The organism is Burkholderia sp. RF4-BP95 (assembly GCF_001521985.1).
GTDB lineage: Bacteria > Pseudomonadota > Gammaproteobacteria > Burkholderiales > Burkholderiaceae > Burkholderia > Burkholderia diffusa.
In genome coordinates this window covers 231,621-248,808 of sequence record NZ_LOSX01000018.1, presented here as the reverse complement: position 1 = coordinate 248,808, position 17,188 = coordinate 231,621, and the positions used below count along the sequence as shown (strand labels likewise).

The following is a 17,188-nucleotide window of genomic DNA, read 5'->3' as shown; positions in this document are numbered from 1 at the left end:
GCATAGAATGGCGTTTTGCCTAGCGTCCACCGCTTCACCCGTCCTGGAGATTTTCAATGGCTAAGCCCGCAAAGCGCGTTGCCGTCACCGGCGCCGCAGGTCAAATCGCTTACTCCCTGCTGTTCCGCATCGCGAACGGCGACCTGCTCGGCAAGGACCAGCCGGTCATCCTGCAACTGCTCGACCTCCCGCAAGCCCAAGCCGCCGTCAAAGGCGTCGTGATGGAACTCGACGATTGCGCGTTCCCGCTGCTCGCGGGCGTCGTGATCACCGACGATCCGAAGGTTGCATTCAAGGATGCGGACGTCGCGCTGCTGGTCGGTGCGCGTCCGCGCTCGAAGGGCATGGAGCGCAAGGACCTGCTGTCGGCGAACGCCGAGATCTTCACGGTCCAGGGCGCCGCGCTGAACGAAGTCGCGAGCCGCGACGTGAAGGTGCTGGTCGTCGGCAACCCGGCGAACACCAACGCGTACATCGCGATGAAGTCGGCGCCGGATCTGCCGAAGAAGAACTTCACGGCAATGCTGCGCCTCGACCACAACCGCGCGCTGTCGCAGCTCGCGGCGAAGTCGGGCAAGCCGGTCGCATCGATCGAGAAGCTCGCCGTGTGGGGCAACCACTCGCCGACGATGTACCCCGACTTCCGCTTCGCGACCGTCGAAGGCGAGTCGCTGCTGAAGCTGATCAACGACGACGTGTGGAACCGCGACACGTTCATCCCGACCGTCGGCAAGCGCGGCGCGGCGATCATCGAAGCGCGCGGCCTGTCGTCGGCAGCGTCGGCGGCGAACGCGGCGATCGACCACGTGCGTGACTGGGTCCTCGGCACGAACGGCAAGTGGGTCACGATGGGCATCCCGTCGGACGGCTCGTACGGCATCCCCGAAGACATCATCTACGGCGTGCCCGTCACGTGCGAAAACGGCGAGTACAAGCGCGTCGAAGGCCTCGAAATCGACGCATTCTCGCGCGAGAAGATGGACGGCACGCTGGCCGAACTGCTCGAAGAGCGCGACGGCGTCGCTCACCTGCTGAAGAACTAAGCAGACTGCACGGCCGGGCCGCCTCCGGGCGGTCCGGTCACGGCACGGGCGGCGGGCCGGCAGCCGGCCCCGCCGCCCGATCCGATCCGGGCACGTTTTGCCGCTCCAGGCGCCCCGCGCGCCGGCCCAGAACGCGCCCGAATCCGATTTTCTCCACGTTGCCCGCCTCCTTGACGTAGAAGAGATGTCCGCGCTCACTCCTGCACAAGTGCTGTACGACGGGGCGTCCCCGCCCGCGATCCTGCCCTGCTGCGATCACTACGCGGGCAGCGAGAAGCTGATGCGCAAGTCGCTCGCGCTCCAGGCCGAACTCGGCCCCGTGTTCGACATCACGCTCGACTGCGAGGACGGCGCGGCCGTCGGCCAGGAAGCCGCGCACGCGCAGCTCGTCGCCGAATTTCTCGGCAGCGCCGAAAACCGCTTCGGGCGTGTCGGCGTCCGCATCCACGACTTTTCCCATCCCCACTGGCGCGACGACGTGCGCATCGTGCTGCGCGCCGCGCGCGCGCCGGCCTACGTCACGCTGCCGAAGATCGCGAGCGCCGCGGACGCGGCCGAGATGGTCGCGTTCATCGAAGGCACGCGCCGCGAGCTGGGCCTCGCGCAGCCGATCCCGGTCGACGTGCTGGTCGAGACGCACGGCGCGCTCGCGCAGGCGGCCGCCCTCGCCGCGCTGCCGCTGGTCGGCACGCTCAGCTTCGGGCTGATGGACTTCGTGTCCGCGCATCACGGCGCGATTCCCGATGCGGCGATGCGCTCGCCCGGCCAGTTCGACCACCCGCTCGTGCGCCGTGCAAAGCTGGAAATCGCCGCCGCCTGCCACGCGCATGGCAAGACGCCGTCGCACAACGTGACGACGGAGGTACGTGACATGGCCGTCGTCGCCGGCGACGCGCGTCGCGCACGCGACGAATTCGCGTTCACGCGGATGTGGAGCATCCATCCCGCGCAGATCCGCCCGATCGTCGACGCATTCGCGCCGCGCACCGATGAAGTCGCGTTGGCCGCCGAGATCCTGCTGGCCGCGCAGGCCGCCGACTGGGGCCCGACGCGCCACGGCGATACACTGCACGACCGCGCGAGCTACCGCTATTACTGGTCGGTGCTGCGCCGCGCACGGGCGACCGGCCAGCCGGTGCCGGCCGAAGCCGCGCCGCTGTTCGGCCCGGCCGCCGGAGACGCGCGGTGAGCGCGCGCCGACACACGCATTTCATCGAATCACCGGAGCGTGAACCCGCGACAGGTTTGCGAAACGACAAAAAACGTAACGGAGCCCGAAAACCTGAAATATGCGCGGCCAAATAGGTGAAAATAGCGGCCGCTGCGCGCTTCCGGGGCGCGTGCAGTTTCAAACCGGCCGACGGTGTCTGCCGCCGGCCCTTGTCAACTGATTATCGAAAGGTTCTGACTCCATGAAGAAACTCCTGATCGCTACCGCCATCGGCGCGTTGTCCGCCACGATGCTGGTGTCGGCTCCGAGCGCGTTCGCCCAGGATACGGCGACGACCGCGAAGAAGACGGCCAAGCGCCCGGCGCCGGCCAAGCGCATCGTTCCGCGCAGCAAGAAGGCGCAGGCGCGTGCCGCGGCCAAGGTCGATCCGGTACCGGACGGCGCAGCCAAGTGGGCGTGCAAGGACGGCCTGTCGTTCGACCTCGCCGGCGACATGAAGCGTGACCAGGTCGTCACGGTTCACTGGGCGAAGAAGAACTACAAGCTGCCGCGTCAGGCCACGACGACGGGCGCCGACACGTTCTACGATCCGGCCGCGGGCTTCAAGCTGGTCGTGATCCCGAGCAAGGCGATGCTGTTCAGCGATGCCAACGGCGGCGAGCGTCTCGCCGACGAATGCGTGACGCCGGAAATGGCGCAAGGCACGCCGGCTCCGACGCAATCGAACGAACTGAAGCCGGCAACGAACTAAGCGCCCGCGTCTTCACGCTCCCAGGCCCCTCGATGTCCGCCTCGGTCTCCAACGTCCGCCCCGCTCCGGATACGGTACTCGTCGATATCGTCGACTACGTGCTGAACACCGGAATCGACAGCGCGCTCGCGCTGGAGACGGCGCGTCATTGCCTGATCGACACGCTCGGATGCGGACTCGAGGCGCTGTCCTACCCGGCCTGCACCAAGCTGCTCGGCCCCGTCGTGCCCGGCACGATCGTGCCGAACGGCGCGAAGGTGCCCGGCACGTCCTTCCAGCTCGATCCCGTCCAGGCCGCTTTCGACATCGGCGCGATGATCCGCTGGCTGGACTTCAACGACACCTGGCTCGCCGCCGAATGGGGTCATCCGTCCGACAATCTCGGCGGAATCCTGGCGACGGCCGACTGGCTGTCCCGCACGGCCGTCGCGGCCGGCAGGAAGCCGCTTTCCATGCGCGACGTGCTCGTCGCGATGATCCAGGCCCACGAGATCCAGGGCTGCCTCGCACTCGAGAATTCGTTCAACGCGGTCGGTCTCGACCACGTGCTGCTCGTCAAGGTTGCGTCGACGGCCGTCGTCGGCCGCCTGCTCGGCCTCACGCGCGACGAGCTGATCAACGCGGTATCCAACGCATTCGTCGACGGCCAGGCGCTGCGCACGTACCGCCACGCGCCGAACACCGGTTCGCGAAAGTCGTGGGCGGCCGGCGACGCGACGTCCCGCGCGGTGCGCCTCGCGCTGATCGCGAAAACGGGTGAAATGGGCTACCCGTCGGCGCTCACCGCGAAAACCTGGGGCTTCTACGACGTGCTGTTCGGCGGGCAGCCGTTCCGCTTCCAGCGCCCGTACGGCACGTACGTGATGGAGAACGTGCTGTTCAAGATCGCGTTCCCCGCCGAATTCCACGCGCAGACGGCCGCCGAGGCCGCGCTCCAACTGCACGCGCAGCTCGCCGCGGCGGGCCGCAACACCGACAAGATCAGCCGGATCACGATCCGCACGCACGCGGCCGCGATCCGCATCATCGACAAGCAGGGGCCGCTCGCCAATCCGGCCGACCGCGACCACTGCATCCAGTACATGGTTGCCGTGCCGCTGCTGTTCGGCCGGCTGACCGCGGCCGATTACGAAGACGCGGTCGCCGCCGATCCGCGCATCGACGCGCTGCGCGCGAAAACCGTGTGCGTCGAGGATCCGCAGTTCACGAAGGATTACCATGACCCGGCCAAACGATCGATCGCGAATGCGCTGACGATCGAATTCGCGGACGGGTCGAAGCTTGCCGAAGTGGCGGTCGAATACCCGATCGGCCATCAGCGACGCCGTGCGGACGGCATCCCGCTCCTGGTCGAGAAGTTCAGGACCAACCTCGCCCGCCGTTTCCCGGCAAAGCAGCAACAAGCGATTCTCGACGTGTCGCTGGACCAGGCAAAGCTCGAAGCGATGCCGGTCGATGAGTACGTCGACTTGTATGTGATTTAGCACCAGGACTCTTTGTTTCCTAGCCTTAAACCCAGGAAAATCACCATGGCCCACAATCTCCACAAGACCCTCAAGGAATTCGACAGCGGTTCCGGCAAAGGCAAGTTCTACTCGCTGCCGCAGCTCGGCAAGGAACTGAAGACGAAGATCGAACGCCTCCCGGTGTCGATCCGTATCGTGCTCGAGTCCGTGCTGCGCAACTACGACGGCAAGAAGATCACCGAAGAACACATCGAGCAGCTCGCGAACTGGAAGCCGACCGCCAAGCGCGTCGACGAGATTCCGTTCGTGGTGTCGCGCGTCGTGCTGCAGGACTTCACGGGCGTGCCGCTGCTCGCCGACATCGCGGCCATGCGCGGTGTGGCAGAGCGTTCGGGCAAGAACCCGAAGAAGATCGAGCCACTGGTCCCGGTCGATCTCGTCGTCGACCACTCGGTCCAGATCGACTACTTCCGCCAGAAGGACGCGCTCGACCTGAACATGAAGCTGGAATTCCAGCGCAACAACGAGCGCTACCAGTTCATGAAGTGGGGCATGCAGGCGTTCGACACGTTCAAGGTCGTGCCGCCGGGCGTCGGCATCGTCCACCAGGTGAACCTCGAGTATCTCGCGCGCGGCGTCCACAAGAAGGCGGACGGCGGCGACACCGTGTACTACCCGGACACGCTCGTCGGCACGGACAGCCACACGACGATGATCAACGGCATCGGCGTGGTCGGCTGGGGCGTGGGCGGCATCGAGGCGGAAGCCGGCATGCTCGGCCAGCCGGTGTACTTCCTGACGCCGGACGTCGTCGGCGTCGAGCTGAAGGGCAAGCTGCGCGAAGGCGTGACGGCCACCGACCTGGTGCTGACGATCACCGAAATGCTGCGCAAGGAGAAGGTCGTCGGCAAGTTCGTCGAGTTCTTCGGCGAAGGCACGAAGTCGCTGTCGCTGCCGGACCGCGCGACGATCGGCAACATGGCGCCGGAATACGGCGCGACGATGGGCTTCTTCCCGGTCGACGAAAAGACGATCGACTACTTCGAAGGCACGGGCCGCACGAAGGCGGAAATCGCCGCGTTCGAAAACTACTTCAAGGCCCAGAAGCTGTTCGGCATTCCGAAGGCCGGCGACATCGACTACACGAAGACGGTGACGCTCGACCTGGCAACGGTCGCCCCGTCGCTGGCCGGCCCGAAGCGCCCGCAGGACCGCATCGAGATCGGCAACGTCAAGTCGACGTTCACCGACCTGTTCTCGAAGCCGGTCGCGGAAAACGGCTTCGCGAAGAAGGCGGACGACCTGAACGCGCAATACACGACGAGCAACGGCGTCGACGTGAAGAACGGCGACGTGCTGATCGCCGCGATCACGTCGTGCACGAACACGTCGAACCCGAGCGTGCTGCTGGCCGCCGGCCTGCTCGCGAAGAAGGCCGTCGAAGCCGGCCTGACCGTCGCGCCGCACATCAAGACGTCGCTCGCGCCGGGATCGCGCATCGTCACCGAATACCTGACGAAGACGGGCCTGCTGCCCTACCTCGCGAAGCTCGGCTTCGAAGTCGCCGCCTACGGCTGCACGACCTGTATCGGCAACGCGGGCGATCTGACGCCGGAACTGAACGAAGCGATCACGAAGAACGACATCGTCGCGGCTGCGGTGCTGTCGGGCAACCGTAACTTCGAAGCGCGCATCCACCCGAACATCCGCGCGAACTTCCTCGCGTCGCCGCCGCTGGTCGTCGCCTACGCGATCGCCGGCAACATCACGCGCGACCTGATGACCGAGCCGGTCGGCAAGGGCAAGGACGGCTACGACATCTACCTCGGCGACATCTGGCCGACCAGCGATGAAATCCACGCGCTGCTCAAGTTCGCGCTCGACCCGAAGAAGTTCGAGGACAACTACTCGAAGCTGACCAAGAAGGGCGACCTCTGGAGCAAGATCGAGGGCGAAACGGGCCAGGTCTACGACTGGCCGAAGTCGACCTACATCGCCGAGCCGCCGTTCTTCGGCAACGACTTCTCGATGGAGCCGGCCGCGTCGATCCCGACGGTCAAGGGCGCGCGCGCACTGGGCATCTTCGGTGACTCGGTCACGACCGATCACATCAGCCCGGCAGGCTCGATCAAGGAAGACTCGCCGGCAGGCAAGTGGCTGAAGGAGAACGGCGTGCAGAAGGCCGACTTCAACAGCTACGGCTCGCGCCGCGGCAACCACGACGTGATGATGCGCGGCACGTTCGCGAACGTGCGGATCAAGAACCTGATGATCCCGGCGAAGGCGGACGGCACGCGCGTCGAAGGCGGCCTGACGATCCACCAGCCGAGCGGCGAACAGCAGTCGATCTACGACGCGGCCATGCAGTACGTCGCGGCCGACACGCCGACCGTCGTGTTCGCAGGCGAAGAGTACGGCACGGGCTCGTCGCGCGACTGGGCCGCGAAGGGCACGCAACTGCTCGGCGTGAAGGCCGTGATCGCACGCAGCTTCGAGCGGATCCACCGTTCGAACCTGGTCGGCATGGGCGTGCTGCCGCTGCAGTTCAAGGGCGCGGACAGCGTCCAGTCGCTCGGCATCACCGGTGAAGAGACGTACGACATCGAAGGCCTCGGCGACGACTTCAAGCCGCAGCAGGACGTCACGCTCGTGATCCACCGCAAGAACGGCGAAGCGACCCGCGTGCCGGTGCTGCTGCGCATCGATACGCCGATCGAAGTCGACTACTACAAGCACGGCGGTATCCTGCCGTTCGTGCTGCGCTCGCTGCTCGCAGCGTAAGCGTCCTGCTTTTGCAGGTGCCGCAGCCGCCTCGCGGCGGTTGCGGCCGATTTGGATGCCCGACCTCGTGTCGGGCTTTTTTTTATGCGCGCGCGGCGGGAGCGCGATATCGGCGGTACGTCATGCGGCCTTGTCGCCGCGTGCCTTGGCCCCCGCCCGCACGTTCTTCTTCAGGTGCGCGCGGTTGTAGTCGATCGCCGCGCGAACGAGGCGCTTCAGCGCGCGCTTGTCGAGCGTGTCGCCTTCGAGGAAATCGATCGCGCGCCGCGCATTGCCGTCGAGGCCGGCATTGAACAGCCCGTCGGGATCGGGCAGGTGCGCGCCGTGCATGAACGTGAGCTTCACCTTGCCCTTGTGCGCGTTCGCGACCGCGATCATTCCGTCGCACGACCACACCGGGCTGCCCATCCATTTCCATTCCTCGACGATGCCGTCTTCGGCGGCACGGATCGTCTCGCGCAGTTCGGCGAAGGTCTTGCCTCGCCAGTCGGCGATTCCCGCGATCAGCGCGTCGATGCGTGCCGACGGCTCCAGGTCCGGCGCGCTCATGCCCCGGCCTCCGGTTCTCCATCTGGCCGCGCCAGCACCTGTTCGAGCGACTCGAAGAATCGCACCCACCCGTGCTGCGCCCCGCGATACGCCTGTTCCTGATCCGCGCGGAAGCCGGCCTGCTCCATGCGCAGCAGCGTGCCGCCCGCCGTCGGCGTGAGCGTCCACGTGACGACACTTTCCAGGCCATACGCGGCCCATGTATAGGACAGCACGCGCTGCGGCTCGATCGTCAGCACCGTGCAGTCGACCGAACCCCAGTCCGCGCGGAAGCTGAACGCACGGCCCGCAACGGGCTCGAAGTCGCTCTGCATCAGCCACGCCTCGATCAGGTGCGGTTGCGTGAGCGCACGCCAGATCCTCTCCGGCGGATGCGACAGTTCCCGTTCGACGACGACGGTACGCGTTTCGGTAGTGGCCTGGTTCATTGATCCATCCTTTTGAGCAGATCTTCGAGAGCGTCGAACCGGTTCTGCCAGAAGCCGGCCATCTGGCTGGTCCAGTCGATCAACGGCGTCAGCGCCTGCGGCTGCGCGCTGTAGTGCGTCTGCCGGCCTTCGTGACGATCGCTCACGAGCCCGGCCTGCTTCAGTACGCCCAGATGCTTCGATACCGCCGGCTGCGACACGCCTGCATGGGCCGTGAGCGCGGCGACCGTCAACTCGCCCTCCTCGCACAGCCGCTCGAAGAGCGCGCGGCGCGTCGGATCGGCCAGTGTTCTGAAAAGCAGGTCGTGAGCGTCGTGCATGTCCGAATCAATAACCCGATGGTTATGGATCGAAGCATAGCCGGCGAACGATACGCGTCAAGGCGGAATTTCGCGCGTGACGTCGTTCGATCCCGCAGTGTGCTCATTCGCCGGCGCGGGCCGAGCGGCAACGGAACCGCTGGCGACGGACATCCGGCGCGCGCCGAATCGGCGCCATCGTTCGCATTCGAGCATTTCCTCTAATCCGCTCGCCCGACCCGCGAACCGAAAGCACGCTGCAAGACTCGGCATCGCGCTGTTCCACAGTTCGGGAAACGCTCGCGATCGACCGGCCCCGTTTCTGTGCATCCGCGCATCGCGGCGGCGTCGCGTTGGCGTCATGGCGACGCTTGACCACATAGTGCAACGCGCGACGCGCCGACGCCCCATCACACGCAATGCGCTTTCGCGGCGATTCGCTCCGCAATCGCGCGCATTCCGATACCGCAACGAACGAGTCGTGCGTGCAAACGTCGTCGATCGCAGCGCGATCGCGTCGCGAACCGGTTCCCTTCGGCGGCACCGATGCCGCGGGCGTCGACGCCGCCGCGCATGCGCGCGAACACGCCGATGTCAGAACTGACAGCTATGGAAACTGGCAGCTACCTGAACGGCACCGACGCCCTACGCTCGTCACCGCTCGCGGCCCCACAAGGGCCGGGGGCTCCAGCAACGTCGTCTCTCCTAAAAAGGACTCCCGATGAAAAGGAACGCCTGGTTTGCCCTCCCCCTTCCGTCGCCCCGCCGCCTCGCGTGCGCGTGGCCGCTCGTGCTCGCCGCCGGCGCGGCGCATGCGACGACGGACTGGGTCGACACCCACACGAAGGCCTTTCTGACCGGCCCGCAACTGATGGCGCGCAGCGCGGCGCCGTCGCTCGAACTCGCGGCCGGCGAGACGACCGACGTCGTCGTCAGCCTGAAGCTGCGCAACGCCGCGCAGCTCAAGCAGCTCGCGCACGACGTGAACCGGCCCGGCAACGCGCATTACCGGCAGTACCTGACGCACGAGCAGTTCCTCGCCAGCTACGCACCAACCGACGCGCAGGTGAAGTCGGTCGTCGACTATCTGCGCAAGAGCGGCTTCGTGAACATCGAAGTGGCGCCGAACCGGCTGCTGGTGTCCGCGCGCGGCACGGCCGGCACGGTAAAGACCGCGTTCAACACGTCGCTCGTGCATTTCCAGTACGCGGGCCGCTCGGGCTTCGCGAACGCGTCGACCGCGCAGGTGCCGCGCGCGCTCGGCGACGTCGTCGGCTCGGTGCTCGGGTTGCAGAACGTCGCGCGCGCACGGCCGATGCTGCGCATCGGCAACGTCGCGAAGCCGCAGGCACTCGCGGCCGGCACGGCCACCGGCCACTATCCGAAGGAATTCCCCGGCCTCTACAACGCGACCGGCGTGCCGACCGCGGCCGGCGTGACCGTCGGCATCATCACGATCGGCGGCGTGTCGCAGACGCTGCAGGACCTGAAGCAGTTCACGTCGAGCAACGGTTACGGCACGGTCACGACCCAGACCGTCAAGACCAACGGCACCGGCACGAGCGGCAGCTACAGCGACGACCAGGACGGCCAGGGCGAATGGGATCTCGACAGCCAGTCGATCGTCGGCTCGGCCGGCGGCCAGGTCGGCAAGCTGGTGTTCTACATGGCGGACCTGAACGCCGCCGGCAACACGGGGCTCACGCAGGCATTCAACCGCGCGGTGTCGGACAACACCGCGAAGGTGATCAACGTGTCGCTCGGCTGGTGCGAAACCGACGCGAACGCGGACGGCACGATCGACGCCGAGGAACAGATCTTCACGACGGCTGCCGCGCAGGGCCAGACGTTCTCGGTATCGTCGGGCGACGAAGGCGTCTACGAGTGCAACAACCGCGGCTATCCGGACGGCGCGAACTACACGGTGTCGTGGCCGGCCGCGTCGCCGCACGTGCTCGCGATCGGCGGCACGACGTTGTACACCACGTCGGCGGGTGCATTCTCGAATGAAACGGTGTGGAACGAAGGCCTCGACGGGAACGGCAAGCTGTGGGCCACGGGCGGCGGCGTCAGCACGGTCCTGCCGGCGCCGGCGTGGCAGTCGGGCAGCAATCGTCAGTTGCCCGATGTATCGTTCGACGCCGCGCAAAGCACGGGCGCATACATCTACAACTACGGCCAGCTGCAGCAGATCGGCGGCACGAGCCTCGCCGCGCCGATCTTCACCGGTTTCTGGGCGCGTCTGCTCGCGGCGAACGGCACGGGCCTCGGCTTCCCGGCCGGCAAGTTCTATGCGGACGTTCCGTCGAACCCGTCGCTCGTGCGCTATGACGTCGTGTCGGGAAACAACGGCTATCAGGGGTACGGCTACCAGGCAGGCACCGGCTGGGATCTGACGACCGGCTTCGGCAGCCTGAACATCGCGAACCTCAACAAGCTGATCCAGACGGGCGGCTTCTGAGCGTGATGCGAAGGCCGGCGCGCGGCGGTCGTTCGCCGCGCGCCGGCCGTGAAACTCGCGGGCAGCGGGCGCGTACGGAACGCTACTCCGTCGCCGGCTCCTTCGCCGGCGTCGCCGCGACCGATGCGACCGGCGCGCCGGCCCGATGCGACGGTGCGAAGAGCCGCAGCCCGCTCGCGACGCTCGCGGCGCCGGCAAAGCCCGCACCGAGCATCAGCGCGAGCGTCGGCCCATGACGCCCGGCGATCCCGAACGACAGCGCGACGAGCGCCGCGCCGGTCGCCTGCCCGATCAGCCGCGCGGTCGCGATGATGCCGCTCGCGCCGCCGCTGCGCTCGGGCGGCGCGCTCGACATCAACGCCTTCAGGTTCGGCGACTGGAAGAAACCGAAGCCCGCGCCGCACAGCATCATCCGCCAGCCGATGTCGACGACGTTCGGCGCCGCCGGCAGCGCGGCAAGCGACACCATCCCCGCGCTCAGCAGCGCGAGCCCGATCGCCCCGAGCAATCCGGGCGGATAGCGATCCGAAAGCCGGCCCGCGATCGGCGCGGCGAGCGCGACGATCGCCGACCATGGCGTCATCAGGAAGCCCGTCTCCACCGCGTCGCGATGCAGGACGGTTTCGAAGTAGAACGGCAGCGACACGAACGCGAGCCCCTGCGCGGCGAACGCGCACACGGCCGTCAGCGCGGACAGCGTGAACACCGGCCGGCGGAACAGGTCGACCGGCAACATCGGCGCCGGGTGCCCGGCCTGGCGGCGGATCAACAGCGCCCCGAACGCGAGCGCGACCGCGGCAGCCGCGAACACGACGGACAGCGGCCCGCGCTGCGCGAATTCGCCGAGCGCGAAGATCAGCGATGCGAACGTGATCACGTTGAACAGCGCGGCGAGCGGATCGAACGCATGCTTGCCGCGCGCCGTCTGCGGCAGCGACGGAATCGCCACGGCAAGCGCGAGCACGCCGAGCGGCACGTTCACCGCGAATAGCCACGGCCAGGCGGCCACCGACAGGATCAGCGACGCGATCGTCGGCCCCACGGCGAACGACACGCCGACGACCAGTGCGTTGAAGCCGACGCCGCGCCCGAGCCGGTGCGCGGGAAACAGGTTGCGGATCAGCGCGACGTTCACGCTCATGATCGCGCTCGCGCCGAAGCCCTGCACGATCCGCGCCGCCGTCAGCTGCGGCAGCGTCGCCGCGAGCGAGCAGCCGAGCGACGCGAGCGTGAACACCGCGAGGCCCGCGACATACACGCGCTTGTGACCGACGATGTCGCCGAGCGACGCGAACGGCAGCAGCGTCGCGACCATCGCGAGCTGGTAGGCGTTGATGATCCACACCGACGCGGCCGGCGACGCGTGCAGGTCGGTGGCGATCGCGGGCAGCGCGGTGTTCGCGATTGCCGTGTCGAGCGTCGCGAGCGCGACGGCCAGCAGCACGGCGGACATCGCGCGCCAGTTGACGGCCGGCTCCCGGGCGCCGGCAGGGGATGCGAATTCGGACAAGATGAGGCTCGGCTGACGAGCGACGCGCGGCGTCGCGGATTGAGCGGCGCGGCACCGGGCGTCCCTGCTGCACGAACGGAACGCGCGGCACCGCGAGCCGTATTGTTGCAGAGCCGCATCGAACGTGCAGGCGACCGCGTCGTCAGTCAGCGAAACGAAAGCTTCGGTGCACCGCGTCGAGTGCGCGGCATCGTTGAAAACGCAACGATCGACGGCGCGCCGGACGCTGCGCTTCCGGCCGTCACGACACCGCGCGTCGCGCGTTGCGTCCGCGCAGCCATTCGAGCGCGAGCAGCAGGCTCGTCGAGAAGATGATCAGGATCGTCGCGAGCGCGGCGATCGTCGGGCTGATGTTCTCGCGAATGCCGGTGAACATCTGGCGCGGCAGCGTCGTCTGATCCGCGCCCGCGAGGAACAGCGTGACGACGACTTCGTCGAACGACGTCGCGAACGCGAACAACGCACCCGACATCACGCCCGGCGCGATCACCGGCAGCGTCACGCGGAAGAACGTCGTGACGGGATTCGCGCCGAGCGACAGGCTCGCGCGCACCAGATTCTGGTTGAAGCCCTGCAGCGTCGCGGCCACCGTCGTCACGACGAACGGCACGCCGAGCGCCGCGTGCGCGGCGATCAGCCCCGTGTAGGTATTCGCGAGCCCGAGCGGCGCGAAGAACAGATACATGCCGACGCCGACCACGACTACGGGCACGATCATCGGCGACAGCAGCACGGCCATCAGGAGCCCCTTGCCGCGGAAGTCCGCCTTCGTGAGGCCGATCGCGGCGAGCGTGCCGAGCACGGTCGCGACGACGGTCGCCGACGGCGCGACGATGAAGCTGTTCTTCGCGGCCATCCGCCACTCGTCCGACGCGATCAGGTTCTCGTACCAGCGCATCGAGAAGCCCGGGATCGGATAGACGAGGAACGTGCTCGACGAAAACGACAGCGGCACGATGGCGAGCACCGGCAGGATCAGGTACAGCAGCGTCAGCACGACGAGCACGCGCAGCGCGACGTACCACGCGCGCTCGACGAACGACATGTGCGGCGCGAACAGCGGCCTGGCGAGTTTCATGGTCGGCATCCCCTTCCCGTTTCGTTGTGCGCGGCGCTCAGCCGAGGCTCACGTTGGTGCGCGTGAAGCGCCCATATACCGCATACAGCACCAGCGTCGCCGCGAGCAGCAGCCCGCCGAGCGCGCACGCCATGCCCCAGTTGATCGTCACGTTCGTGAAGTACGCGACGTAGTAGCTGACCATCTGGTCGTTCGGCCCGCCGAGCAGCGCGGGCGTGATGTAGTAGCCGATCGCCAGGATGAACACGAGCAGCGCGCCGGCGCCGACGCCCGGATAGGTCTGCGGCACGTACACACGCCAGAACGCGGCGAACGGATGGCTGCCGAGCGACACGGCCGCGCGCTGGTAGGTCGGCGGGATCGACTTCATCACGCTGTAGAGCGGCAGGATCATGAACGGCAGCAGGATGTGCGTCATCGAGATGTACACGCCGACGCGGTTGAACAGCAGCGTCAGCGGATGCGAGATCAGCCCGCTGCCGATCAGCGCCGTATTGATGAGCCCTTCGCTCTGCAGCAGCACGATCCACGCGGCGACGCGCACCAGCACCGAGGTCCAGAACGGAATCAGCACGAGGATCATCACGAGGTTCGCGCGGCGCTCCGACAGCGTCGAGATCCAGTACGCGAGCGGGTAGCCGAGCAGCAGCGCGAACAGCGTAACGGCGACGCCGATCACGAACGTGCGGCCGAAGATCGCGAGATAGATCGACTGATCGGGATCGGCCTGCACGATCCGGCCGAAGCCGTCCTGCTTGTGGTCGAGCGCGGCGAGCAGGTAGAACGGCGACATCTGGCTGCCGTTCTTCGCGATCGACTGCCAGTACGCAACGTCGCCCCAGCGCGAATCGAGATCGATCAGTTTCGCGCGCGTTTGCGCGGGCGTCAGCGCCGCGTCGTTGTCGCCTTTCAGCGGCATCGCGCGCGCCGTCTTCGCGACGAGCGAGCGGTAGCCGGGAATCTCGGTGTTCAGGCGCCGCGCGAGTGCGCCCATCGCCTCGCTGTCGGCGACCTTCGTCATGTCGGCCGCGAGCGCGGCATACGCGGCGTCGGCCGGTGGCGCCTTGCGGTCCCAGCCCGACAGCGCGGCGATCGTGTTCGGCAGCGCGGTCGCGATCTCGGGGTTCTGCACCGCGCGCGTGAGCAGCGTGCCGATCGGCACGACGAAGATGAGCAGCAGGAAGATCGCGAGCGGCGCGATCAGCAGCAGCGCCATCGTGCGCTTGCGGGCCTCGGCGGCCTTCAGCTCGCGCTTGAGCGCGGCCGTCGACGGCGAGGAAGGAGCGATCGTCATCGTGTTCAACGGTTCTCTCCGGCCGGGCTCGATCCGGCGGAATGCCGCGCGACGCAGTCGATGCGCCGCGCGGCAGGTTGCATCAGGACACCTGAGTAGCGGTTACTTCGTCGCCCACGCGGCGAAGCGCTGCTCGAGCTCGTCGCTGTGGTCGGTCCAGAAGCCGATGTCCTCCAGCACCGCGTTCTTGCCGTTGGCCGGCGAGTTCGGCAGGTTCGCGAGCGTCTTCGCGTCGAGCGACTTGATCGCCGCGATGTTCGTCGGGCCGTACGCGATGTGCTGCGCATACCCTTGCTGCGGCTTCGGCGTCAGCGTGTACGCGATGTACTGCTCGGCCAGCGCCTTGTTCGGCGAGCCCTTCGGAATCGCCCAGTAGTCGAGGTCGTAGATGCTGCCGTTCCACACGACCTTCAGGTTCTTGCCTTCCTTCTGCGCGGCATCGATACGGCCGTTGTACGCGGTCGACATCACGACGTCGCCGGCCACCAGGAACTGCGGCGGCTGCGCGCCCGCTTCCCACCACTGGATGTACGGCTTCAGCTCGTCGAGCTTCTTGAACGCGCGGTCCTGGCCGGCCTTCGTGCCGAGCACCTTGTACACGTCCTTCGTCGCGACGCCGTCGGCCATCAGCGCGAACTCGAGGTTGTAGCGCGCGCCCTTGCGCATGCCGCGCTTGCCGGGGAATTTCTTCACGTTCCAGAAATCGGCCCAGCCGGTCGGCGCGGTCTTCAGCTTGTCCGCGTTGTACGACAGCGCGGTCGACCACACGAAGAAGCCGACGCCGCACACCTGCGGCGATTCGGGAATCAGGTCGGACTTCTTCGCGATCTTCGACCAGTCGAGCTTTTCGTACAGCCCTTCGTCGCAGCCGCGGTTCAGGTCGCCCGATTCGACTTCGACCACGTCCCAGTTGACGTGCTTCGCCTCGACCATCGCCTTCACTTTCGCCTGCTCGCCGTTGTACTCGACGGCCGTGACCTTGTTGCCGGTCGCCTTCTCGAACGGCTGGTTGAATGCGGCCTTCTGTGCGTCGCCGTTCGCGCCGCCGAAGTTGACGACCGTGAGTTCGGCCGCCGTGGCCGATGCGCCGACGACGGCGAGCGCCAGTGCGAGCGCGGTGCGACGCGCGGTAGTGCTTGCTCCGTTCATGATGGTTCCTCTCCTCTCGTGGTGGAAGTGGGCAGTTGTAGTTGACGACGTGCTGCGATAAAGCGGGAAAACCCTGCGTCAGGCGAATACGCGCAGATGCTCGGGCGCGAATGCGAGCGATACCGGCGCGCCGGGCGAGAACGCGTCGAGCGCGCCCGTGCCGAGCGGCACCTTCACGAAGCATTCGTCCTGGCCCGGCAGCGCGCAGCGCATGCGCACGTGATCGCCGAAATAGATGAGACTGCGCGCCTCGCCGGTCACGCGGTTGGCGGTGCCGTTCGCGTGACCGTTCGCGAGGCTCATGCGTTCGGGCCGGATGCATGCGACGGCCGGCGCGCCTTCGGCCGCGTCGCCGATGCGGCGACCGACGAGCTGCGTGCCGTCGTCGAGGCGGAATTCGCAGAATTCGCCGTCGACGCGCGCGATGGTGCCGCGCAGCCGGTTGCTGTCGCCGATGAAGTTCGCGACGAATTCGTTGCACGGCGATTCGTACAGGCGGTCGACGGTATCGAGCTGCTGCACGATGCCCTTGTCGAACACCGCGACGCGATCGGACATCGTCAACGCCTCGCCCTGGTCGTGCGTCACGTAGACGAAGGTCACGCCGAGCTTCTCGTGCAGCGCCTTCAGTTCGTACTGCATGTGTTCGCGCAACTGCTTGTCGAGCGCGCCGAGCGGCTCGTCCATCAGCACGAGCTTGGGCTCGAACACGAGCGCCCGCGCGAGCGCGATGCGCTGCTGCTGGCCGCCCGACAACTGCGCCGGATAGCGTTTCGCGAAACGCTCCATCTGCACCATCTTCAGCGCATGCGCGACGCGCTCCGCGCGCTCGGCCGGCGGCAGCTTGCGCACCGACAGCGGATACGCGACGTTCTGCTCGACCGTCAGGTGCGGAAACAGCGCGTAGTTCTGGAACACCATGCCGATGTTGCGCTTGTGCGGCGGCACGGTGTTCAGCAGTTCGCCGTCGAGGCGGATCTCGCCGCCCGTCGGAAACTCGAAGCCCGCCAGCATCATCAGGCAGGTGGTCTTGCCCGAGCCGGACGGCCCGAGCAGCGTCAGGAATTCCCCTCGGTGGATGTCGAGGTCGAGCGATTTGACGACCAGCGTCTCGCCGTCATAGGTCTTCCGCACGCCGCGAAAGCTGACGATCACATCATCGGACTTCATCGTGGCTGTCCCCTTGCTGCGCGACAAACGTTTTTGAG

At 67.1% G+C, this 17,188-nt stretch carries 14 protein-coding genes; 6 read left to right on the top strand and 8 right to left on the bottom strand.

The window, feature by feature from the left end; genetic code table 11:
* Positions 1–56: 56 nt before the first annotated feature.
* From WS46_RS05830 to acnA, 5 genes are all read left to right on the top strand, one after another.
* A complete protein-coding gene (locus WS46_RS05830; protein ID WP_044843799.1) occupies positions 57–1,043 on the top strand; it encodes a malate dehydrogenase in 987 nt (328 codons plus the stop codon).
* A gap of 184 nt (positions 1,044–1,227) precedes the next feature.
* Entirely contained in the window at positions 1,228–2,232 is a 1,005-nt protein-coding gene (locus tag WS46_RS05825) for a CoA ester lyase (RefSeq protein ID WP_059689669.1), read from the top strand.
* 223 nt (positions 2,233–2,455) lie between these two features.
* Positions 2,456–2,965 carry a hypothetical protein gene (locus WS46_RS05820; RefSeq protein WP_059524708.1) on the top strand — a complete coding sequence of 170 codons (510 nt, stop codon included), beginning with the start codon at positions 2,456–2,458 and terminating at the stop codon, positions 2,963–2,965.
* Positions 2,966–2,997: 32 nt separating this feature from the next.
* Positions 2,998–4,449, top strand: coding sequence for a bifunctional 2-methylcitrate dehydratase/aconitate hydratase (locus WS46_RS05815; protein WP_059689668.1), 1,452 nt, complete (start codon positions 2,998–3,000; stop codon positions 4,447–4,449).
* 45 nt (positions 4,450–4,494) lie between these two features.
* The gene (gene acnA, locus WS46_RS05810) at positions 4,495–7,212 is read left to right on the top strand and encodes an aconitate hydratase AcnA (protein ID WP_059524704.1); all 2,718 of its coding nucleotides are present in this window, start codon (positions 4,495–4,497) and stop codon (positions 7,210–7,212) included.
* Between the two features lie 120 nt (positions 7,213–7,332).
* Here the strand turns inward: acnA and WS46_RS05805 are convergent, their stop codons facing one another.
* From WS46_RS05805 to WS46_RS05795, 3 genes are read right to left on the bottom strand one after another with little or no spacing between them, the layout of a single operon-like run.
* Positions 7,333–7,761: a DUF1801 domain-containing protein gene (locus WS46_RS05805; RefSeq protein WP_059689666.1), complete on the bottom strand. Its 429-nt coding sequence runs from the start codon at positions 7,759–7,761 to the stop codon at positions 7,333–7,335.
* Entirely contained in the window at positions 7,758–8,189 is a 432-nt protein-coding gene (locus tag WS46_RS05800) for an SRPBCC domain-containing protein (RefSeq protein WP_059689664.1), read from the bottom strand. Before WS46_RS05800 ends, WS46_RS05805 begins: the two co-directional genes overlap by 4 nt.
* Entirely contained in the window at positions 8,186–8,509 is a 324-nt protein-coding gene (locus WS46_RS05795) for a helix-turn-helix transcriptional regulator (protein ID WP_059524698.1), read from the bottom strand. Before WS46_RS05795 ends, WS46_RS05800 begins: the two co-directional genes overlap by 4 nt.
* A 700-nt stretch (positions 8,510–9,209) precedes the next feature.
* Here WS46_RS05795 and WS46_RS05790 point away from each other — a divergent pair.
* Complete coding sequence (locus WS46_RS05790; protein WP_059689662.1) at positions 9,210–10,949, top strand: protease pro-enzyme activation domain-containing protein; 1,740 nt, start codon at positions 9,210–9,212, stop codon at positions 10,947–10,949.
* Positions 10,950–11,031: 82 nt separating this feature from the next.
* On the opposite strand, the gene WS46_RS05785 is transcribed toward WS46_RS05790, so the two are convergent.
* The 5 genes from WS46_RS05785 to WS46_RS05765 all read right to left on the bottom strand — a co-directional run bounded on the left by WS46_RS05785 (position 11,032) and on the right by WS46_RS05765 (position 17,150).
* The gene (locus WS46_RS05785; protein ID WP_063888579.1) at positions 11,032–12,459 is read right to left on the bottom strand and encodes an MFS transporter; all 1,428 of its coding nucleotides are present in this window, start codon (positions 12,457–12,459) and stop codon (positions 11,032–11,034) included.
* Between the two features lie 241 nt (positions 12,460–12,700).
* Positions 12,701–13,537: an ABC transporter permease gene (locus WS46_RS05780; RefSeq protein WP_059525632.1), complete on the bottom strand. Its 837-nt coding sequence runs from the start codon at positions 13,535–13,537 to the stop codon at positions 12,701–12,703.
* Between the two features lie 37 nt (positions 13,538–13,574).
* Entirely contained in the window at positions 13,575–14,831 is a 1,257-nt protein-coding gene (locus WS46_RS05775; RefSeq protein ID WP_059525635.1) for an ABC transporter permease, read from the bottom strand.
* A gap of 102 nt (positions 14,832–14,933) precedes the next feature.
* Entirely contained in the window at positions 14,934–15,980 is a 1,047-nt protein-coding gene (locus WS46_RS05770) for an ABC transporter substrate-binding protein (protein ID WP_059689660.1), read from the bottom strand.
* Positions 15,981–16,058: 78 nt separating this feature from the next.
* Positions 16,059–17,150 carry an ABC transporter ATP-binding protein gene (locus WS46_RS05765; protein WP_059524691.1) on the bottom strand — a complete coding sequence of 364 codons (1,092 nt, stop codon included), beginning with the start codon at positions 17,148–17,150 and terminating at the stop codon, positions 16,059–16,061.
* Between the last annotated feature and the right edge of the window lie 38 nt (positions 17,151–17,188).